A 21,058-nucleotide genomic window follows, 5' to 3' on the forward strand; every position below is an offset into this window, starting at 1 on the left:
ATTATTAAACGTGAGCGCGCTTAGGTGCTCTGTGCTAAAAAGTCGCTTAATATTTTTAAGAAAGCAGCGGGTTTTTCGGCATGCGGCCAATGGCCCGCACCTTCGATAATTTTAGCTTGAGCGTTTGGAAATAGACTGAGAATTAATTCTCGGTCTTGTTCGCTAATATAATGGCTGTTCATACCTTTAATAAATAGCGTTGGCTGGTCGTAGGTTTGGCTGCTGGTTGGTGCATCGGCGACGGCTTGATATTTCTCTTCTAGGGTTTTGAAATTAAATCGCCAAGCGAGTTGCCCTTCTTTTTTGTAGAGGCTTTTTAATAAAAACTGCCTAACACCTGTATCTGTAACGAGATGCGCAATAGCATCATCGACGGACTTACGATCTTTCATTTGCGACAGGTCGGTCTCGTGAAGCGCTTTAAAAATTGCCTGATGGTGTTTTGGATACTCTTTTGGTGAGATGTCGACTACGACCAGTTTTTCCATCACACCAGGATGAGCATTGAGCGCCATCTGCATTGCTACCTTACCGCCCATCGAATGGCCGAGTAGGTTGTAATGTTGGATGTTATTGTCGCTAATCCACTGATTAATAATGCTGGCGAGATTTTCAAGTTCAGGTTCTTCTAACCAGTCCGATCGGCCATGATTAGGGAGGTCGATAAGGTGGACTCGATACTGTTCACTTAAGGCACGGCCGACGGTGCGCCAATTATCACCTGCACCAAATAAACCGTGTAAAAAAATAATATCCGGGCCATTGCCGAGCGTTTCTGTATGTAACATGGGTATCGAATCCAACAGAGTGAGCGGCGCAGTTTAACGAGCCAGTTTGACAAAATCTAGCATAACGATTGTCACTCGTAACACCCCTTGGCCAGACTGGGCTATAATGGCTGCCAGTCAATCAGCCGGTTATTTTACCAACCATTAGTCAATCAGCCTTGAGAACGCCAGCCTGATAAACAGAGTCTAAAAGATGGAATGTCGCGAACAATGTGGCGCTTGCTGTATAGCACCGTCAATCAATAAACCCTTTTATGGAATGCCGCACGGCAAGCCCGCAGGTGTTGCCTGTATTCATTTAGATCGTCAAATGAGGTGTCAGTTGTTTGCAGATCCAAGGCGGCCAAAAGTCTGCGCGCAATTTGTGCCAGAAGTTGATTTTTGTGGTGAATCAAAAGAGCAGGCGTTAGTTATTATGCTAACAATGGAAGGCATCGAGGCTGAATCATTTAAATAAAAGATGGTCGGCGAAATGAAACTTACATTCGCCAAGAGCTTTGCTCATTCACTTTATCGGCCAACTCTTCCCACAAAATATCTTCTTTATCGTCAGGTAAACCGAAAGTTTTAAACATCGGTACGGTTTGCCAATCGACATTACCCCAGCCCATATTTTTGTGTCGAGCGTTAACTAGGTTCGCCAGTGTAATGATGCCAGCGTAATCCGGCTTTTCGATTTTACGGTCGATTTTTCGGTACAGCTTTGGCACTTGAGTTAGGTTCTCAGTAAAATCCCAGCGCTCTAAAATAGCAGTCCCTAATGGGCCGTGAATGCGGTCAATAACTCGACCGAGTACGCCATTGTGATCGATGAGTTCTGATTTCATTTCAGCATAGGTCAATACCGGTAGGGCACCAATACGATGGACTAAGCCTGCCAGCATGGCTTCATCAGGCGGAATAGACTTGGTATGAATCGCCAAAACTGATGCCCATGAAGATACCTGTGTGATGAGCAGCCAGAGTTCGCGCATGCGCATTTCTACCATCTTGTTATTGGCCTTGAACATCTGCTCCATTGCCAAACCAATAGCCAGGTTAGATGAATAAGTAATGCCTAATCGGCTGATCGCCATCGGTAAGTCTTTGACATCTTGAGCCGCTCTAAACAGCGGGCTGTTGACGATCTGAATAAGACGAGCAGATAAGGCGGGGTCACCACTAATGGCTTCATTGAGCTGGAACACAGTTGAGGTTTTGTTTTCCGCGATCTCTTTAACTTGCATGGCAACTTCAGGCAGGCTAGGTAATTTAATCTGATCTTTTTTTAATAATTTAACGAGATCATCTAAAACTGTGTCTACTATATCGCTCATGTTGCTGCCTGAAATTTAAGTTATGGTTTTTAGTCTAGCAATGTTACGGCAACTCGTCGTTCATTATCGGCATAGAGTTGCTCTAGATTTCTATCGGATAATACGGCTAAGGCGATAGTTTGATCAGCGTCGATCGTTTCTTGAACAATAGTGCCAGCGACGCCTGCTTCAGTATAAATATCGGCATCTGTTTTATTTTCTATAGTCGGCCAGCTAATTCGGTACAGATGTTTTCTGGATTGACCTTTAAAATGTAATCGCGCCACCACTTCTTGACCGGTATAGCAGCCCTTTTTGTAGGAGATACCGTCTAAGTCGTCGAGGCTAAAGTTTTGAGGAATAAATCGCTCAACCTGATCACTGTTCAGCCATAAAACCTGCTGATAAATGTCTTGTTGTTGCCACCAAAGGCTGGCTTGTAAATTGAGCGTTGCGAGCTGCTCGCTATGGTTTTCGACAGCAATGATGATACGTTCATCGGGTAGTTGAGCTTGGAAGAGAGCTTTTATTTCACCAAGACTAGAGTCATCAGTACTGGCGTGACCAATAAGTTTGAATTGCTCGCTGTTGTCGGTCATGGTGGTGCCGCGAAAAAAAGGAATGTATTTTTTTAAATGGTTAAGTAATGGCTCAGCACTGTTTGCAGCGCAAAGCATATGGATACAATCATCCTGTTCTGGTTTAACCAGCCAAACATTGGTGATAGCTCGCCCTTTTGCGGTACAGAAAGCACCTGCGGTGGCTATGCCTTGTTTTAGCTGGCTGATATCCTGCGTGCATTGACCTTGCAAAAACTTAACAGCATCTTTGCCCTGTACGGTTAAAAAACCAAGAGTGTTGAGATCATAAAGCGTCATTGGATGTAGTTACCTAATTGAATGTATTTACCTAGTCGGCTGCGCGTAAGGTGCGGCAATGTTTACTGTAACGCTGTTCAAGCGTTAGAGTTTGGACATCTGTTCATAGTTAAAATAGGTTGCAACAAAACAGATAGATTGCAACAGTCAGCATTAAACGATCAACTCATAATAAGACTGAAAAGAGTAATTAAAAGTGGAACAAAATAAAAACCAAAACGACAGTGCACAGCTTTCATCGGATAATCAAGCTGCCATGAGTGCACAAGAATTAGCTCAGCAGGAGTTACGTCGGCTGACTTGGCATAGCCGACGAGGCATGTTGGAGCTGGATGTTCTATTGCTGCCTTTTACTGAAAATCATTTTATGCAACTGAATGAAACCGATAAGGCGGTCTATCGACGACTCATCGATTGTGAAGATCAGGATCTATTCAATTGGTTCATGGAGAAGTCACGTTCGCCGGACGATGAGATCCAACGCATGGTTGAGGTCATTTTGGCGCATGCCCGTCAGGGTTGAGCTGAGCGTTACGCCTTCGCGCTGGCGCTGGTGGTTACTTGCGCTGATCAGCCTATTGGTGGCTACGGTACTGGTATTCGTCTTTCAGCAGCGTTGGTTTGTGGTGATAGCGCCACTCGTCGGTTGGCTTGGCGCTTGGCATATGTTGGCGCACGTTGATGTTCGCAGGCTATTGTTTGAAGCTGAGACTTTGGTTGTTTGGGATGTCGACAACCAACGGCACAGCTATGAATGGCAAGGCGAAGGGCGTCGTTCTAGCTTTTTTGTCTATTTTCAATTGCTCAGTCAGCAAGAGGCTAACGAACGGCTGGATCTTATTATTTGGCGTGATAGCGTCAGTGATTCGAGTTGGCGTGCACTGAACATGGCCTATCTGGTTGCCAGCCATTCACTGCGGCAGTCAGCGGATGATGCGTCGTCTCAACCGTTCGATAGTCGTGATTAATCAAGGTAACTCAACCAAAAGCCTTTAGCGTTTTGTTGCTCGGCGCTAAAGTGCAAAACCTAAACCTTAGGATTCAGCTTTTTTAGGCGACAGTACGGTGATTTCAACGCGATCACTGGTCACCGGATGGCTGCGGGTATAGTGCAAACCTCGGCTTTCTTTGCGTGCCATCGCAGACTCAATGATCAGTTCGGCGACTGCCACCAGATTGCGCAGCTCCAGTAAGTCGGCGGTGATTTTAAAGTTGGAATAGTACTCGCTGATTTCTTGCTTAAGCAGCTGCACGCGACGTTTGGCGCGCTCTAGGCGTTTGTCGGTACGCACAATGCCGACGTAGTCCCACATAAAGCGGCGCAGCTCATCCCAGTTATGGGTAATGACCACCTTTTCGTCCGAATCTGAAACACGCGACTCATCCCACAGCGGCAGTTTATCTGGCGCATATTGAGGTTCATCACTTTGAGTGATGTGTCGAGCCACGGCTTGGGCGTAAACAATGCACTCTAATAATGAATTAGAGGCGAGGCGATTAGCGCCGTGTAAGCCGGTATAAGTGCATTCGCCTGCAGCGTACAGTCCGGCAATGTCGGTAGCGCCGTTTTCATCGATGCGTAAACCGCCGCAGGTGTAATGAGCTGCCGGAACAATCGGAATCGGCTCTTTGGTGATGTCGTAACCGTAACTTAGGCAGCGCTGATAAATGGTTGGGAAGTGTTCTTTGATAAATTCCGGTGACTTATGAGAGATATCTAAAAATAGATTATCGGCACCGAGGCGCTTCATTTCGTGGTCGATGGCGCGAGCAACAATATCGCGTGGCGCTAATTCAGCGCGCTCATCAAACTTGTGCATAAAGCGTTCGCCGTTTGGTAATTTCAGCAGGCCGCCTTCGCCGCGCAATGCTTCAGAAATCAAAAAGGATTTGGCCTTTGGGTGGAACAGGCAGGTCGGGTGAAATTGGTTGAATTCCATATTCACCACACGACAGCCTGCACGCCAAGCCATAGCAATACCATCACCGGTCGCGCCATCTGGGTTGGAGGTAAATAGGTAAGCTTTGCTGGCGCCGCCAGTGGCGAGCATGGTGAATTTACTGCCAATCGTTACAGCTTCGTCGCTCTTGCTGTTCAGCACATAAGCACCAACACAACGATTCGGTTGGGCATCGCCTTCCAGTTTTTCGGTGGTAATGAGGTCAATAGCAATGTGGTTTTCTAGCAGCTGGATGTTCGGCGCTTGGCGAACTTTTTCGATCAAGGTGTTAGAAATAGCAAGCCCGGTGGCATCGGCAGCATGAATAATACGTCGCTGGCTGTGGCCACCTTCTCGAGTGAGGTGGAACTCAATGCCTGAGCCGTCGGCACGAGTAAAGGGTACGCCTTGGTCAATAAGCCAATGTAGCGCATCGGTCGAGCGTTCAATGGTGTAGCGCACAGCTTTTGGGTCACACAGGCCTGCACCCGCGGTAAGGGTATCTTGGACATGCTGATCGACCGAGTCGACTTCGTCTAACACGCCAGCGACACCGCCTTGTGCCCAAGCGGTCGAGCCGCCGCCTAATTCACCCTTGCACAAAACTAAAACATGCATTGTTTTGGGTAAACTCAGAGCAGCGGTTAAACCGGCTGCGCCTGTGCCAATAATCAAAACATCGGTTGAAAGGCGAACGGACATAGAAAACCCTTTTGGTCGAGATTGAATCAAAAAATACAGTTAAGCCAATATGGTAACTGCTAATGCTCGTTGACTCGAGTGAAACCTGATTCCCAAACCACTAACCAACGCTGAAGAGCAACGCAGGTCAATTAAGGTTTACCGGTTTTTATATTTGCGGTTTTTTAGCTTACTTGATTGGTTTTCTGTTATCGCGTCGTTTTTGCTTAGGTGTTTTGCTGGTTCTAACCATGTCAGAAGATGAGTCTGGCGATAGAATCCGTATAATGGTGGGATAAATCGGCTATTTCGGTGAGTTTAGGGAACTTTTATCGACATCTTTAATCTGAGCTAGTAACAAATCTAGTCGATTAGAATTTAACGACCATAAGGCTTAGGAGGGTTTATGGAACGAACAGCGGATGCCGACCTGCTCTTGGTGCAGCGTGCCCAAGGCGGCGATTCACGAGCGTTTGACCTATTGGTGCTGAAGTATCAGCACAAGGTGGCTTCGGTCGTGGCAAAGTATGTCAGCGAGCAAGATATTATTGAAGATCTGGTGCAGGATTCGTTCATTAAAGCCTACCGAGCCATTGGCGGTTTTCGCGGTGATGCTGGTTTTTTTACCTGGATGTATCGCATTGCGACTAATACGGCCAAAAATCATTTGGAGTCGATGGGTCGTAAGCCGAGTTATCGCGGTAAAGACATCGATGAGGTGGTGAAGATCGATACGCCTGAGCATTTGCGCGATTACGATACGCCCGACAACTTGCTTGCAAAAAATCAGCTGGATCGTCAATTGCAAAAAACCATTGCCGACTTGCCGGATGACTTGCGTGTTGCCATTACTTTGCGTGAGTTTGAAGATCGCAGTTACCAAGAAATTTCCGACATTATGGATACGCCGATTGGTACGGTGCGGTCGCGAATCTTCCGAGCCAGAGAAGTTATCGAAACAGAATTAAAACATTTATTAACAGATTCTGATCGCACAGAATCATCACATGCGATTTGAGGTGCTTATGAATATGAAAGCAAATGAATCTTTTTCTGCGTTTCTCGATGGAGAAGCCAGTGAATTAGACATTCAACGAATGTTAAACGAGTTGGATGAACACCCAGAAAAACTGCAGCAGTGGCATGAGTTATCTAAAACCCAAGCCGTAGCACAGGGCGAGACGTTGGTTGATGCGGCATTAGCCTTGAGTGATGTCGAGCAGCCTAACGAAACAGTCACAGAAACTGCTAAGCCATGGTCGCAGCGTTTATTCCAAGGCGCGGTTGCCGCTGCGGTTGCTAGCGTTGTTGTGGCGGCTTTTGGTGTCATGCAAACACAGCAGACAACAGAGTTACCGTTAGTGCAAATAGACGCACCGGTTGATACCAACTCGACTCAGTTGGCAGAACAGACTTTAGAAGCACAGCAACGATTGGAGCTTTATTTACGTGAACATGCCGAGCAGGCGTCCTTTACGACAGGTCATGTGATTGTGCCATCGCAGATGAATTGGCAGGAGACTGACGCAGAATGAGCTTAGCGATGTGCCGAGCGGCCTGCGTTAGTGTAGCGTTAAGTCTGCTTGCATCATGGGCTGGCGCTATGCAGTGGCAATGGCTGGAGCAGATGCGACAGGCGGTGCAGTTTACCGATTACCGCGGTGAGTTTGTGCATCGTCGCGGTGATGAATTGAGCGCCTACAGTGTTGTGCATCGTTATAAAGATGGCTCGATGACTGAGCTATTGCAGCAGCTCGATGGCGACATGATAGAAGTGCTACGTACAGGTGACGAGCTGATTTGCTACTACCCAGAAGGCAGTAGCTCAGCTGTCAGTCATGCCATACCGGCAGCGCCGTTTTCAAAGGTTGCCAAGCTCGATGTTGAACGGATTAGTGGTAATTACAGCGCTTCGGTACAAAACGAAGAGCGAGTGGCGGGCTACATTACGCGAGTGGTTGTGTTAACCGGCGATGACTGGCGCTTTAGCCATAAGCTTTGGTTAGAACAAAAAACCGGTCTGTTGTTGCAGTCAGAAATGATCGACCAAAAGGGTCAGGTCGTTGAACAATTTCGCTTTACTCGCATAGAAATCGATGTCGATATTGCAGATCAAGAGCTGCGTTCTACCTTAGCGTTAGTTTCAGATCGTCAACAGGTGATATCGCTCAATAAAAAACCAAAGGGTGATACCGATAACGACTTTAGTTCTACCCTGTCTTGGCTGCCAGAAGGCTTTGAGCTAGCACGTGCTCATGCTGGTATGCAGGCAGAAAAATGGACTGAAATGCGTAATTATTCGGATGGCTTTACCAGCTTCTCCGTGTTTGTCGAAAAGGGCGTAGCGATGAAGGGTGAAAGTGCGATCGCTAAAATGGGCGCAACCACTGCCGTCATGCTGGATAAAGCTGGCTATGCCATTACCGTGTTAGGAGAAGTCCCGGAAGCCACGGCTCGGCAAGTTGCCAGTAACATACACATCGAGGCTTGGGATCTATAAACCAAACCACAATAGGGCTGTTGCGCGGTGATAATTTGTTGAAACTGTAACAACAGCCCCTATCATTAGCAGTTGAATTATACGGTGAGTCGTAGATCTAACTGCTCTCATTAGTCTTTTATAGGGCTAACAAAGTAATTTCTACATTAGACCGTAAGTCATTTCTAATTCATTGAGTCTCAATAGTTATGATCAAAGAACAAGGCACCGTCGTCTCGGTTGAAGCAGATAATTTTATTGTCGCAGTAGTGCGTACTTCTGCCTGTAAAAGCTGCCAAGCGCGCCAGGGTTGTGGTCAGGCGGTATTGTCTGAATGGGGCGATGCCCAGACACAGCAAGCTAAAAATCACTTCAAGGTTCCTACCAAGGGTTTCAGTGCCATGGTTGGCGATGTTGTTGAGCTAGAAATGCACCCAGATACGGTCAGCCGAGTTGCGTTATTGGTGTATCTGTTGCCATTGTTATTTGGTTTGTTTGGCTTGGTGATGGGCTATTTATTTGGTCAACACGAACTGCTGCAATTGCTGTTTTTTGTCTCTGCGATGGGCTTAGGTTATGTCTTTTTATCTCGGCTAACGTTAACAAACAGTCATCAGCTTGTACCGCAAATTATACGAACGTACCCCGCCAGTAAAGGCGTTGATGTCATCGAGTCAACATCTCTGTAATCCTTGTAAAACCGTCGTAAATGGCGAGCTTCTGGGCGAAATGCGCCGTAGTCTGTAGCCGTGAAATGCTCATTGCGTTGGAGAGAAGAGTCGGATGAGAAAGTATTTTTTATTATCTTGGGCGATTTGTTTGGCTTTTGTAACCACTACGGTCGCCAATGCGGCAAGTATTAGCTTGCCTGATTTTACCGAGTTAGTTGAGGACAACTCGGGTTCGGTGGTTAAAATTGTCACCGAATCTAAAGCCAGTTCGGTCAGTTCAGCAGAGTCTGAACAGCTACCTGAATTGTTCCGTTATTTTTTTGGCGACGAATTGCCTGAAGATTTCGAGTTTCGCAGCCCTCAACCCAGTCAAGGCTTAGGCTCTGGCTTTATTATTTCTTCAGATGGTTATGTTTTGACCAACAATCATGTGGTTAACGGTGCCGACAGCGTTTCGGTGCGAATGACCAATGGTGATGTCTACGACGCCGAGATTATTGGTACCGACCCAGGCTCCGATATCGCTGTACTCAAAGTCGATGCTAAGGGTTTGCCGGTTGTTTCGTTTGGCGACAGTGACGCGCTGAAAGTTGGTGAGTGGGTGCTAGCTATTGGCTCACCCTTTGATTTTGAATACAGCGTCACCGCAGGCATTGTTAGTGCTAAAGGTCGAGCATTAGGCGGTTCGGATCGTTATGTGCCCTTTATCCAAACCGATGTAGCTATTAACCCAGGTAACTCTGGTGGCCCTCTGTTTAATATGGATGGCGAAGTCGTTGGTATTAACTCGCAAATCTATACTCGCTCGGGCGGCTTTATGGGCGTCTCCTTTGCCATTCCGATTAACATCGCTATGAAGGTCGCCAAGCAACTGCAAGAAACCGGTACGGTACAGCGCGGCTGGTTAGGTGTTGAGATGTATCCTCCGTTTAACCAAGATCCTGCACTGGCCCGTTCATTGGGCTTAGAGCGAGCCGAAGGCGCTTTGGTTGCACGGGTGTTCCCAAACAGCCCTGCGGCGGATGCAGGTTTGCAAGCGGATGATGTCATTATCGCCATCGATGGTCATAAGGTTCGTCGCTATGCGGATGTGCCACCGTTGATTGGCGCTTTCAGTCCGGGTGATAAAACCGCTGTTACGGTGATTCGTGACGGTAAAGAGCGAAAACTGACGGTTGAGATTGGCGCACTAGAAGAGACTCAGGTCGCGCAAGTGCAGGCACCACAGAATCAGTCTGATAATCCGTTTAACATCGTTGTTACCGATATCGACAACGACAATGGTGTTCGAGTTGAAGAAGTCTTTTCAGGTCCAGCGCAGCGTGCCGGCATGCGTAAGGGCGACATCATTACCATGTTGCGTAATCGCTTTATTGCCAGCAAGGCCGATTTCGACAAGATTGTCTCCAATCTACCCGAGAATGGCGCGGTTGCGGTAAGAATACTGCGAGGTAATAACATCGTTTATTTAGCGATACCTACCCACTAAAAGACTCGGCTGTAAGCGTGCTATAACGCTGCTTCAGCCTTCGATTTAAAGGAGCCGAAAGGCTCCTTTTTAATATTCTGTTGATGTCTAGCTTAGCAGCGAGAGTTAGACAGCAATACCGTAGAGTTAGGGCGCGTTTTGGTTTAAACTCGCGTCCCCTTTTTAGTAAGTGATGACTTTTTGTGAGCAGCGATCTATCTCATATCCGTAATTTCTCAATTATTGCCCATATCGATCATGGTAAATCCACGCTAGCCGATCGGTTTATTCAATATTGTGGTGGTCTAGAAGACCGCGAAATGGAAGCCCAAGTATTGGATTCCATGGATATTGAGCGTGAGCGCGGCATTACTATTAAAGCGCAGAGTGTCACCCTGAATTATAAGGCCGACGACGGCAATACTTATCAGCTGAACTTCATTGATACGCCCGGACACGTAGACTTCTCGTACGAGGTTTCCCGTTCACTTTCGGCATGTGAAGGTGCCTTATTGGTGGTTGATGCGGCGCAAGGTGTCGAGGCTCAATCGGTAGCAAACTGCTATACCGCGATCGAGCAAGGGCTCGAAGTGGTACCTATTCTAAACAAGATGGACTTGCCGCAAGCCGAACCAGAGCGCGTTGCCGCCGAAATTGAAGAGATTATCGGCATTGAAGCGCAAGATGCTGTGCGCGCCTCTGCCAAAAGCGGCATCGGTATTCGCGAGACACTGGAAGAAATTGTTAAGGCCGTGCCAGCTCCTGAAGGAGACGTTAATGGCGATCTACAGGCGCTGATTATTGATTCTTGGTTCGATAACTATTTAGGCATTGTTTCGTTGGTTCGTGTAAAGCACGGTACGCTGAAAAAAGGCGATAAAATTACCGTCTTGAGTACCAAGCGTTCACATGTTGTTGACCGCGTCGGTATTTTCACGCCAAAAATGACCGATACTGGTGTGTTAAAAGCCGGTGAAGTGGGCTTTATTTGCGCCTCTATTAAAGAAATTACCGGAGCGCCGGTGGGCGATACCATTACTCTAACCAGCACGCCAGATGTACCGCAGCTGCCTGGTTTCCAAAAGGTAAAACCGCAGGTTTATGCCGGTCTATTCCCGGTCAGTTCTGATGATTACGAAGCATTCCGTGAAGCCTTAGAAAAGCTATCACTGAACGATGCTTCTTTGTTTTTTGAACCGGAAAGCTCCGATGCTTTGGGTTTTGGTTTCCGTTGTGGCTTCCTCGGTATGCTACACATGGAAATTATCCAAGAGCGGCTTGAGCGTGAGTACGATCTTGATCTCATTACGACAGCGCCGACAGTGGTTTATGAAATTGTTAAAACCGATGGTGAAACGGTTTACGTTGATAACCCATCGAAGTTACCAGCGGTCAATAACATAGAAGAGTTCCGTGAGCCGATTGTTAAAGCCAATATCTTGGTGCCACAGGAATATGTCGGTAACGTAATTACCCTCTGTGTTGAAAAACGCGGCATTCAAAAAGATATGCAGTATTTAGGTGGTCAGGTTTCACTCAGCTATGACTTGCCGATGGCAGAGGTTGTGATGGACTTTTTTGATCGGCTCAAGTCGGTCAGCCGCGGCTTTGCGTCGTTGGATTTTGCCTTTGACCATTTTGAAGCTGCCAAGCTGACTCGTTTAGACGTTTTAGTTAATGGCGATCGAGTTGATGCCTTGGCGGTTATTATGCACAGTGACGCAATTCAGCGTCGTGGTCGTTCCTTGTGCGATAAGATGAAAGAGCTAATTCCGCGTCAGATGTTTGATGTTGCCATTCAGGCGGCAGTGGGTAACAACGTTGTGGCTCGTACAACAGTAAAAGCGCTGCGTAAAAACGTGACTGCGAAGTGTTATGGCGGTGACGTATCGCGTAAGAAGAAACTGTTGCAGAAACAGAAAGAGGGTAAAAAGCGGATGAAGCAAGTAGGCTCCGTTTCGATACCTCAAGAAGCATTTTTAGCGGTACTGAAGGTTGATAGCTAAGTAAAGATGCCGACAGCTAAGTTAAGCTGTCGGCAGCGGTTTTGCGTTGCATGCTAGGCCGAAATTAATCATAAAGGAGCAACAATGAGCTTGTTGGTGTTATCTATTGTCGTGTTGGCGCTTGCGATTGTGCTTTCCGTGTTGGTATTTGTCAGCTATCGAAAACGCTTAAAGGCGATGGAGTCCGATAGCAAATTATCGCTGGAACAGATCAGCGATACCTTTCAATCTTCGCCGGTTGAACGCTTTTTAGGCTATTTATTATCGGTGACGATTGGTTATTTAATTTTACAAACCATTCGCCAGGGTTTTGATTTCTCGTTACTGATGATCAGTGCAATTGGCTTTACTGGCGTGATTTTTATAGTCGATTTATTGCTAACGCGTAAACATCGAGCCCGCTTGCTGAAAACAGCAGAAGGTCGTATTGATAACTTTAAAGAGAAAACCGATAAAACCGCGTTGGAACCTGGCCTGATCGAGAATAGCCGAGCGTTTTTACCTATTTTGGTTGCGGTCTTTTTGTTGCGCAGTTTTTTGTTTGAACCGTTTCAAATTCCGTCTGGTTCAATGAAACCTACATTGGAAATTCGCGACTTTATCTTGGTGAATCGTTTTGCTTATGGCGTGCGCATGCCGGTCACCAATGAGGTGATATTTCCAGTGGCAGAACCTGAGCAGGGCGACGTGATTGTCTTTAAGCCACCGCATGAACCAGAAAAGAGCTTTATTAAACGTGTGGTCGCAGTGCCGGGTGATCTTGTGCAATATGATTACGCACGTAAAATTTTGCGCGTTAATGGCGCTGTGGTGAATAAAGAATTCATGGGTAAAACTTCCGATGAGGTTGCTGACTATAATTTGTATAAAGAAACCCTAAACGGCAGTGAACACCTTATTTATACCAATCAGGGGCCTGCGTTACGTAGCTCATACGAGTGGCTGCCGGCGGCAGGGGTTGTCGTACCGGAAGGTAAGTACTTTGTTATGGGTGATAACCGAGATAACAGCCAAGATGCACGTTATTGGGAAGGCATTCGTCGAGTTGTACAGAATGACTTGGCTAATTCTGGCGATAACGCTTGGGGCTTTGTCGATGAAGATGCCATTCTAGGCAAGGCGTTTTTTATCTGGATGCATTGGCAGGGTTTTTATCCAAGTTTTGGACGCGCCGGCCTTATTGAATAGGTTGTCGTTGTAACAGCAGAGCTCGGCTAATTGAGCTTAGCTGCTGCTTAGTTTTGATATGAAATTTGTTGAAGCAAAGTTTGGCTGTGTGATGTTCGTAGTAATCGACTGTCGCACGGCCTTTTGTTTTAGTCGACGCTTACTTAATGATTAGGTTGGCGTTATTTTTTAATTAAACCAAACGAGTTTAGATTTGAATTCTGATTATTTTCGTTTAGCAAAATCAATAGGCTATACCTTTTCTGACCAAGCCTTGCTCGAGCAGGCGTTATCGCATCGCAGCTACTCTCGTAAAAATAACGAGCGGTTAGAATTTTTGGGCGACGCTATTTTAAGTGTCACCATAGCCAAAGCATTATATGACCAGTTTCCTAAAGCGAAAGAAGGGCAGCTATCGCGTTTGCGTGCTCATCTAGTGAAGGGTGAAACCCTGGCTGAGTTAGGTCGTGAATTTAACTTAGGGGACTTTATTAAGCTGGGCAGTGGAGAGCTGAAAAGTGGTGGTTTCCGCCGCGACAGTATTCTTGCCGATGCGGTTGAGGCCATTATCGGTGCTATTTCGTTAGATACCGATTTACAAACCTCTCAGCAGGTTTTATTGGCTTGGTACACCGAGCGCTTGGCTGGCTTAAGCTTGAAAGAAAACATTAAAGATTCGAAAACAAAATTGCAGGAATATTTGCAAGCGCGTCGCATCGCACTGCCTGAATATCAGGTGGTAAAAATAGAAGGCGAAGCACACAAACAAGAGTTTACCGTTCATTGCTCAGTCGAGTCGATCGACGAGCCGGTGGTAGGCGTGGGTAGCAGTCGTCGTATTGCAGAACAAGAATCGGCTGCTGGCATGCTGAAAATATTAGGTGAAAAGTAACATGACCGATCAATTTACGTTAGATACCAAATGTGGCTTCGTGGCTATTGTCGGCCGACCCAATGTCGGTAAGTCGACGCTGATGAATCATCTGTTGGGGCAAAAAATATCCATTACCTCGCGTAAACCTCAAACCACTCGCCATCAAATTTTAGGCATTTGGAGTGAAGAAAAAACGCAGATGGTTTTTGTCGATACGCCGGGTATGCACCGTGGTCAAGAAAAGGCCATTAATCGCGTTATGAATAAGGCTGCCGATACCGCCTTGACCGATATCGATGTCGTCTTGATGGTGGTTGATCGCACCGTTTGGACCGATGAAGATCAGTGGGTTTTAGACAAACTAACACGCGTTAAAGCGCCTGTTTTCTTGGTGATTAACAAGGTTGATCAGCTGGATAACAAACAAACCTTACTGCCACATATCGATGAACTGAGCAAAAAGTACGACTTTGCCGGTGTTATCCCTGTGTCTGCTTTGCACGGCCATAACTTAAAACACCTGACCGATGATCTGGTTAAAAATATGCCGGCAGGTTTATTTCATTTCCCTGATGATCAGATTACCGATCGCAGTCAGCGTTTTATGGCTGCAGAGATTATTCGCGAAAAAATCATGCGTCAGCTGGGTGAAGAATTACCCTATTCGACTGCCGTAGAGATTGAGCAATTTTCATTCGAAGATCGTGTATTACACATCCACGGTTTGATCTTGGTTGAGCGCAATGGTCAAAAACGAATCGTCATTGGCGATAAGGGTGCTCGAATTAAAAAGATCGGCCAAGAAGCTCGCTTGGACATGGAGCAGCTGTTCGAAGCTAAGATCATGCTTAACCTTTGGGTGAAAGTGAAAGGTGGTTGGGCCGATGATGACCGAGCACTGAAAAGTCTTGGCTATTTTGATGACTAATCGCTCTTTGAATGGCTAACGTTAATGAAGCGCAGCATTGTTACACGGGCGTTTTTATTAGTGGCTCGGCCTTATAAAGAGTCCGATTATTTATGCGATTTTTGGACCGAAACTGAAGGCCGTGTGCGATGTAAATTAAGCTGCGAGCCGCCAGAACCTTATCGCGAAATCGACATTAAAATGAATACCAAGCACAGCTTGGCGAATGCGTCTAATTTTCGCTATACCGGCGCGCTGCTGGTCGATACCAATCAGGCACGTATATTGGCCTTTTATGTCAATGAGTTGCTCTACCGGCTGTTGCCGTTAGGGCAGGCAGATCGGCAACTGTTTGGTACCTATATCAGCACACTGTTGCACTTGAATGAGTCGCTCTTTATTCAAGCCTCACTGAGATTTTTCGAGCAGGCTGTGCTGGCCACATTAGGCCAGGCGTTAGATTATCAGCGCAGTGCCGATAGCCAATTAATTGAAGCACAGCGAAATTACCGTTTTGATCCGCAACGAGGCTTTATTGCCGACTCTCAAGGTCGCTACAGTGGTGCTATGATTTTAGCGATCAGCCAACAGGATTATTCGTTTGCTGGGGCTTTGAGCTTGGCGCGTGAGTGTCAGCGGCAGATTATTGATCAGCTGTTGCTCGCTAATAACACTAGGTTAGAATCCCGAGCATGGCCGATGGATTTTTTAATAACAAAGAAGTGATTTCGTAGATGAAAGGTATCGGAACGGACATCGTTCAAATTGAGCGTATAGAGCAAACCTTGGCAAAGCAGGGTGAGCGTTTTATTCGCCGTATTTTAACCGAGCCTGAGCAAGCCTTGTATCATCAGCGTCATCAGTCTATTCGATTTTTAGCCAATCGCTTTGCCGCCAAAGAGGCAATTTCGAAAGCTCTAGGCACCGGTATTTCTGGTGGCATTCGCTTTACTGATATCGAAGTGATTCCTAATGCGCAGGGCATGCCATGCGTCAGCCTTTATAATCAAGCAAAGCTGCAACTCGACAGCCTACAAGCAGAACATGTGTTGGTCTCGCTCAGTGATGAAAAGGCTTATTGCGTTGCCTTTGCAACCTGTCTATAAATAGCTCCGAAGCCGCACTTGAGGGTGCTAAAATCAACTGGGTTTGGCCTGATAACAAAAGTTCAGTTGATCGGATAAAACAGATTAATTGTATAGTAACCTTGCATTTCGCTGATACGCCACAAGCGTTGTCGGCATAATTATGAATCCTTTTAAGAGCGGTTGTTGATACCTTACAGCCCACCGACTGGAGTAGTGATGAGTCAGTTTTCTAATAACGAGCCGTTCCCAACCATTGAGCAATTTGTTGGCAAAACGCCCTTGGTTCGCTTACAGCGACTTAACCCGAATCCCAGCAACCAGATTTTGGTTAAACTCGAAGGCAATAATCCAGCCGGCTCAGTCAAAGACCGCCCAGCATTAAATATGATCAGTGCAGCAGAGCAAAAGGGTTTAATTAAGCCCGGTGATGCGTTGGTAGAAGCCACCAGTGGCAATACAGGGATCGCATTGGCAATGGCTGCGGCCATTAAAGGTTATCGATTAACCCTGATTATGCCGTCTAACTTATCGGAAGAACGACGTGCCAGTATGCGTGCCTATGGCGCTGACATTATCTCGGTAACGCCAGAGCAGGGGATGGAATATGCCCGTGATTTGGCGGTGCAAATGGAAGCTGAAGGTAAAGCCAAGCTGCTGAACCAATTCAGTAATAGCGATAATCCGAATGCGCATTACCTAACAACAGGGCCTGAAATTTGGCAGGACAGCCGTGGACTAATAACCCATTTTGTCTCTGCAATGGGCACAACAGGCACAATCATGGGTTGCTCACGCTATTTAAAAGAGCAAAACCCAGCTATTCAAATTGTTGGTTTGCAGCCAGAAGAGGGTTCGCAAATACCGGGTATTCGCCGTTGGCCTGAGGCTTATCGACCGGCTATTTATGAACAGCAACGGGTTGATCAGGTGATCGATATGGATCAAAAAACCGCAGAAACCACCATGCGTCGTTTGGCTGCCGAAGAGGGCATCTTTGCTGGTGTCAGCTCTGGTGGTTCGGTGGCGGGTGCCTTGCGTTTATCTGAGCAGGTTAATAACGCGGTGATTGTGGCCATTATTTGCGACCGTGGCGACCGCTACCTATCCACAGGTGTGTTCTCCTAACGTGAACAGGCCGAATCGATCGCGTCGTCCAGCGACCAAACAAGTACTTCCAGAAAACTTAACTCTGTCGGTTTTACGATTCAGCCACGACGGCCGAGGTATTGCCCAGCACAAAGGTCGAGTCGTCATGCTGGCTAATGCGTTGCCGGGCGAGCAGGTTGTGGCAAAAATCGAAAAAGCCAATGCCAAACTTTGGCAAGGGCGAGCCATTGATGTCGAGACTGCCAGTGAGCATCGAATTCAACCTGTCTGTGGTTATGTCGGCCGTTGCGGTGGCTGCCAGTTACAGCACATGCCAATCGCGCTACAGCACGAATTAAAGCAGCAGGCAGTTGCCGATCATTTTCGGCGTAATGATCTGACTCTGGAATCGCCAGCTCAATCATTAGATGTCATCTCAGTGGCGGATTTTGGTTATCGTCATCGAGCGCGATTACATGTTTCTAAAAAGGGTGCACTGGGCTTTCATAACCAACAGGGTAATGAGGTTGTCGCGATAGACGGCTGTGCGGTGTTTACCGAAGCGTTGAGTCAGGTGTTTGAGCAGGTGCGCTCTAACGCACCTTTGGTTGGTTTAAGCCAATTAGAAATAGCGGTTGATGATTATTCCAATATCGGCGCGGTGGCACTAAAAGGCCAGCGTCAAGCGATCGATGCTTTTCATGGTTGGGTCGCAGAGCAAGGCTGGCATTGGCAGCAGGCGCTGAGTTATCAAGCCGGTCAGACTGTTGTCACGGCCTTGCCTGGTGAGTTTACCCAAGTGAATCGATTGGCTAACCAGCAAATGCAGCAGCGGGCGAGCGATTGGTTAGCGCTTAGCGATGACGACCGCGTGCTGGATCTGTTTTGTGGCAGTGGCAACCTTGCTTACTACTTTCAGCAAAAGGTTGCCCAAACGTTGGGCTTAGAAGCCAGTGAATCGGCGATCCGGCAGGCTAATTTAGTTAAAAAACCTGATGATCGGGTCGATTTTGCAGTTGCCGATCTATTTCAGGCTGATGTTAGCCAAATGCCGTTGGTGCAAAACTTGAACCCGACAGTGGCGGTACTTGATCCACCTCGGGCCGGTGCGGAACAAATTTGTGCCACAATCAACCAGCTAACGAGCCTTAATAAGATTCTGTATATCTCTTGTGATCCAGCTACCTTGGCGCGCGATGTAAAGTTGTTGCACCAAGCCGGTTGGCACTTGAGAAAAGTCGCATTGATCGATATGTTTCCTCAGACCAAGCATATTGAAACCATGGTGTTATTGGCTAAAACGACCTAGTTATTGGCTAAAGCGAGCTAGTTGCTGGTTAAAACGGCCTAATAGCGCACTCAACGTCCGTTGAATAATTTGACGACCTGCTAGCACATCTATTAGGGTAATTTCCCCTGTAAGCTTAGCTGCTTGTGTTTATTGTTATACGCTGGCAAGCCGATAAAAGAGAGTTTTGTTTTGAAAGTACGCGAAGATCAACCAGTTTTTAAGGACGGCACTGTCGACTTAGAAGCCTGGTTAGCACGAATTGAAGAAAAAGCCCCTGTTGTTGACAGTGAACAGCTGATTCGTGCTTGTCGTATTGCCCGTACCGCCGAAGAAGAAGCCGACCATCGCGAAAACGATTGGGGCGAAGACAGTTCAGCCTTTAAAACCGGCTTGGAAATGGCTGAGATTTTATCCGACTTGGGGCTGGATCAAGATGCCCTAGTTGCCGCAGTGCTGTATCGCACCGTGCGAGAAGGCGAGCTAGAGCTGGCTACGGTAAAAGACCAATTTGGCCCAAAAATCGCCAACCTGATTCGCGGCGTTACTCGTATGGCCGCCATTCACCACCCGCAACGATCCACTCGAACCGCTGTATTGGGGCAAAATGAAACCCAAGGCGAGGCGGTGCGTAAAATGCTGGTCGCGATGATCGATGATGTACGCGTCGCGCTAATCAAATTAGCAGAGCGTACCTGCGCCATTCGTGCGGTGAAAACCGGGCCAGTGTCTCGTCGCTATAAAGTCGCACGTGAGGTGTTCGATATTTATGCGCCGCTGGCGCATCGCCTCGGTGTTGGCTATTTAAAATGGGAGCTAGAAGACCTCGCTTTTCGCTACATTGAGCCGCAAGACTATAAAAAAATTGCCAAGCTGATCGATGAAAAGCGCATCGACCGCGAGAGCTACATTCAAAAAGTCCAAGATATTATTTGTTCCGAGCTCGAACAGGCCGACATCAAAGCCGAGATACAGGGGCGAGCAAAGCACATCTATTCTATTTGGCGCAAAATGAAGCGCAAAAATATTGGCTTCAGTCAGGTCTACGATATTCGTGCGTTCCGTATTATGGTGCCCCGAGTTCAGGATTGTTATGCCGTGCTTGGTATCGTGCATTCATTGTGGCGTCATATTCCACGTGAATTTGATGACTACATTGCCTCGCCGAAACCTAATGGTTATCGCTCATTACATACTGCGGTAATTGGTCCAGAAGGTAAGGTGGTGGAAATTCAAATCCGCACCTCCGATATGCACAGCGATGCCGAGCTGGGTGTTTGCGCACACTGGCTTTATAAAGGCACCGACGCCAAAAAAGCCAGCCAATCAAAAGGTTATGAAGAGAAGGTCTCTTGGTTACGTCAAGTTTTAGAATGGCATGACGAGCTGGGCGGTATCGACGAAATGGTCGAAGAGCTCGGCGCCGATGTCACTGTTGACCGAATTTACGTGCTTACCCCTGGTGGCCACGTGGTTGATCTAGCCGCCAGTGCGACACCGGTAGATTTTGCTTACAAGGTTCACACCGATGTTGGTCATCGTTGTCGTGGCGCTAAGGTAAATGGCCGGATTGTCCCTCTTAATACATCGCTCAAAATCGGTGATCAGGTCGAAATTTTAACCGGCAATGAATCCAGCCCGAGCCGCGATTGGCTGAATCAGGATTTAGGCTATGTACGTTCTGGGCGTGCGCGGGCAAAAATTAAGCAATGGTTTAAATCGCAAGATCGAGATGTAAACATTCGCGATGGCAAAGAGCTGTTACAGCGTGAATTACGCCGATTGAACCTCGACAAGGTCGATATGAATCTACTGTTGGAGCGCTCTAACTTTTTGGATGCTGACGGCCTACACGCTGCCATTGGTGCCGGTGATGTACGTGTGATGCATATTGTTCACTACGCCGAAGATATTCTGCACCCAGCCAAGAAAAAAACCTTAGCGATTACCGAGCATAAAGAACAGAATCACAGTGGCGATCTTGTCATTCAAGGCGTTGGTAATATGCTCACCAGTATTGCCAATTGCTGTAAGCCTGTGCCTGGTGATCCCGTTACCGGCTATATCACCATCGGCCGTGGCGTCTCTATTCATCGCGATGACTGCGTTAACATGTTGCAGCTAAAATCCAAAGAGCCGGAGCGAACTATCGACGTTTCATGGGGTGGTGAAGCACAAACCACTTACCCGGCAGAACTGTCGTTAACCGCTTATGATCGCACCGGCTTATTAAAAGACGTGATGACGGTGTTGGCCAACAATGGCGTCAATGTTACTTCAATGAATACGCTGTCGAATAAAGACCAGAACCTTGCCGAAATGCGCATTACTCTTGAGGTGGCGAATCTGACGGCGCTGAGTCGAGCTATCTCGATGCTTTCTAAGGTGTCTAATGTCTCCGATGTTCGACGCATATACGATACGCGTCATGATTAATGGAGT

General features: G+C 47.2%; 21 protein-coding genes. 17 read left to right on the forward strand and 4 right to left on the reverse strand.

Annotated features, from left to right (window positions below; translation table 11 throughout):
- Nucleotides 1–20 precede the first annotated feature (20 nt).
- Nucleotides 21–788, reverse strand: coding sequence for an alpha/beta fold hydrolase (locus tag FME95_RS00350; protein ID WP_147711961.1), 768 nt, complete (start codon nt 786–788; stop codon nt 21–23).
- A gap of 193 nt (nt 789–981) precedes the next feature.
- Here FME95_RS00350 and FME95_RS00355 point away from each other — a divergent pair, with 193 nt between their 5' ends.
- Nucleotides 982–1,245 (forward strand): YkgJ family cysteine cluster protein, encoded by a 264-nt coding sequence (locus FME95_RS00355; protein ID WP_147711964.1) that lies wholly within the window; start codon nt 982–984, stop codon nt 1,243–1,245.
- Between the two features lie 22 nt (nt 1,246–1,267).
- Here the strand turns inward: FME95_RS00355 and FME95_RS00360 are convergent, their stop codons facing one another.
- Both FME95_RS00360 and ygfZ read right to left on the reverse strand, forming a co-directional pair.
- Nucleotides 1,268–2,104 (reverse strand): HDOD domain-containing protein, encoded by an 837-nt coding sequence (locus FME95_RS00360; protein ID WP_147711967.1) that lies wholly within the window; start codon nt 2,102–2,104, stop codon nt 1,268–1,270.
- A 29-nt stretch (nt 2,105–2,133) separates the two neighbouring features.
- Nucleotides 2,134–2,961 (reverse strand): CAF17-like 4Fe-4S cluster assembly/insertion protein YgfZ, encoded by an 828-nt coding sequence (gene ygfZ, locus FME95_RS00365; RefSeq protein ID WP_147711970.1) that lies wholly within the window; start codon nt 2,959–2,961, stop codon nt 2,134–2,136.
- 196 nt (nt 2,962–3,157) lie between these two features.
- Here ygfZ and FME95_RS00370 point away from each other — a divergent pair, with 196 nt between their 5' ends.
- Both FME95_RS00370 and FME95_RS00375 read left to right on the forward strand, forming a co-directional pair.
- Nucleotides 3,158–3,484, forward strand: coding sequence for an FAD assembly factor SdhE (locus FME95_RS00370; RefSeq protein ID WP_425468220.1), 327 nt, complete (start codon nt 3,158–3,160; stop codon nt 3,482–3,484).
- Nucleotides 3,468–3,929 (forward strand): protein YgfX, encoded by a 462-nt coding sequence (locus FME95_RS00375; RefSeq protein WP_147711973.1) that lies wholly within the window; start codon nt 3,468–3,470, stop codon nt 3,927–3,929. Before FME95_RS00370 ends, FME95_RS00375 begins: the two co-directional genes overlap by 17 nt.
- A gap of 66 nt (nt 3,930–3,995) precedes the next feature.
- Here FME95_RS00375 and nadB read toward each other — a convergent pair whose 3' ends face one another.
- Nucleotides 3,996–5,603, reverse strand: coding sequence for an L-aspartate oxidase (nadB, locus tag FME95_RS00380; RefSeq protein WP_147711977.1), 1,608 nt, complete (start codon nt 5,601–5,603; stop codon nt 3,996–3,998).
- A 385-nt stretch (nt 5,604–5,988) separates the two neighbouring features.
- Between nadB and rpoE the strand changes: the two genes are divergently transcribed.
- The 14 genes from rpoE to relA all read left to right on the forward strand — a co-directional run bounded on the left by rpoE (nt 5,989) and on the right by relA (nt 21,052).
- Entirely contained in the window at nt 5,989–6,600 is a 612-nt protein-coding gene (gene rpoE, locus FME95_RS00385; RefSeq protein WP_147711980.1) for an RNA polymerase sigma factor RpoE, read from the forward strand.
- 13 nt (nt 6,601–6,613) lie between these two features.
- On the forward strand, nt 6,614–7,117 hold the full coding sequence (locus FME95_RS00390; protein ID WP_147711983.1) for a sigma-E factor negative regulatory protein: 504 nt from the start codon (nt 6,614–6,616) through the stop codon (nt 7,115–7,117).
- The gene (locus FME95_RS00395; RefSeq protein WP_147711986.1) at nt 7,114–8,082 is read left to right on the forward strand and encodes a MucB/RseB C-terminal domain-containing protein; all 969 of its coding nucleotides are present in this window, start codon (nt 7,114–7,116) and stop codon (nt 8,080–8,082) included. The genes FME95_RS00390 and FME95_RS00395 overlap by 4 nt, the downstream gene beginning before the upstream one ends.
- 188 nt (nt 8,083–8,270) lie before the next feature.
- Nucleotides 8,271–8,750, forward strand: coding sequence for a SoxR reducing system RseC family protein (locus FME95_RS00400; protein WP_147711989.1), 480 nt, complete (start codon nt 8,271–8,273; stop codon nt 8,748–8,750).
- Between the two features lie 130 nt (nt 8,751–8,880).
- On the forward strand, nt 8,881–10,221 hold the full coding sequence (locus tag FME95_RS00405; protein WP_246109293.1) for a DegQ family serine endoprotease: 1,341 nt from the start codon (nt 8,881–8,883) through the stop codon (nt 10,219–10,221).
- A 182-nt stretch (nt 10,222–10,403) separates the two neighbouring features.
- Nucleotides 10,404–12,206, forward strand: a complete 1,803-nt coding sequence (gene lepA / locus FME95_RS00410) for a translation elongation factor 4 (RefSeq protein WP_147711994.1) — start codon at nt 10,404–10,406, stop codon at nt 12,204–12,206.
- Nucleotides 12,207–12,290: 84 nt separating this feature from the next.
- Nucleotides 12,291–13,394: a signal peptidase I gene (gene lepB, locus FME95_RS00415; protein ID WP_246109294.1), complete on the forward strand. Its 1,104-nt coding sequence runs from the start codon at nt 12,291–12,293 to the stop codon at nt 13,392–13,394.
- Between the two features lie 193 nt (nt 13,395–13,587).
- On the forward strand, nt 13,588–14,265 hold the full coding sequence (gene rnc, locus FME95_RS00420) for a ribonuclease III (protein WP_147711996.1): 678 nt from the start codon (nt 13,588–13,590) through the stop codon (nt 14,263–14,265).
- 1 nt (nt 14,266) lies between these two features.
- The gene (gene era / locus FME95_RS00425) at nt 14,267–15,175 is read left to right on the forward strand and encodes a GTPase Era (protein ID WP_147711999.1); all 909 of its coding nucleotides are present in this window, start codon (nt 14,267–14,269) and stop codon (nt 15,173–15,175) included.
- 24 nt (nt 15,176–15,199) lie between these two features.
- Entirely contained in the window at nt 15,200–15,880 is a 681-nt protein-coding gene (gene recO, locus FME95_RS00430) for a DNA repair protein RecO (protein ID WP_147714311.1), read from the forward strand.
- Nucleotides 15,881–15,888: 8 nt separating this feature from the next.
- Nucleotides 15,889–16,260, forward strand: a complete 372-nt coding sequence (gene acpS, locus FME95_RS00435) for a holo-ACP synthase (RefSeq protein ID WP_147712002.1) — start codon at nt 15,889–15,891, stop codon at nt 16,258–16,260.
- A 198-nt stretch (nt 16,261–16,458) separates the two neighbouring features.
- The gene (cysM, locus tag FME95_RS00440) at nt 16,459–17,367 is read left to right on the forward strand and encodes a cysteine synthase CysM (protein ID WP_147712005.1); all 909 of its coding nucleotides are present in this window, start codon (nt 16,459–16,461) and stop codon (nt 17,365–17,367) included.
- Between the two features lies 1 nt (nt 17,368).
- Complete coding sequence (locus tag FME95_RS00445) at nt 17,369–18,637, forward strand: class I SAM-dependent RNA methyltransferase (protein ID WP_187265395.1); 1,269 nt, start codon at nt 17,369–17,371, stop codon at nt 18,635–18,637.
- Nucleotides 18,638–18,808: 171 nt separating this feature from the next.
- Nucleotides 18,809–21,052 (forward strand): GTP diphosphokinase, encoded by a 2,244-nt coding sequence (gene relA / locus FME95_RS00450; RefSeq protein ID WP_147712010.1) that lies wholly within the window; start codon nt 18,809–18,811, stop codon nt 21,050–21,052.
- Nucleotides 21,053–21,058 lie beyond the last annotated feature (6 nt).

Source organism: Reinekea thalattae, assembly GCF_008041945.1.
Taxonomy (GTDB): Bacteria; Pseudomonadota; Gammaproteobacteria; order Pseudomonadales; family Natronospirillaceae; genus Reinekea; species Reinekea thalattae.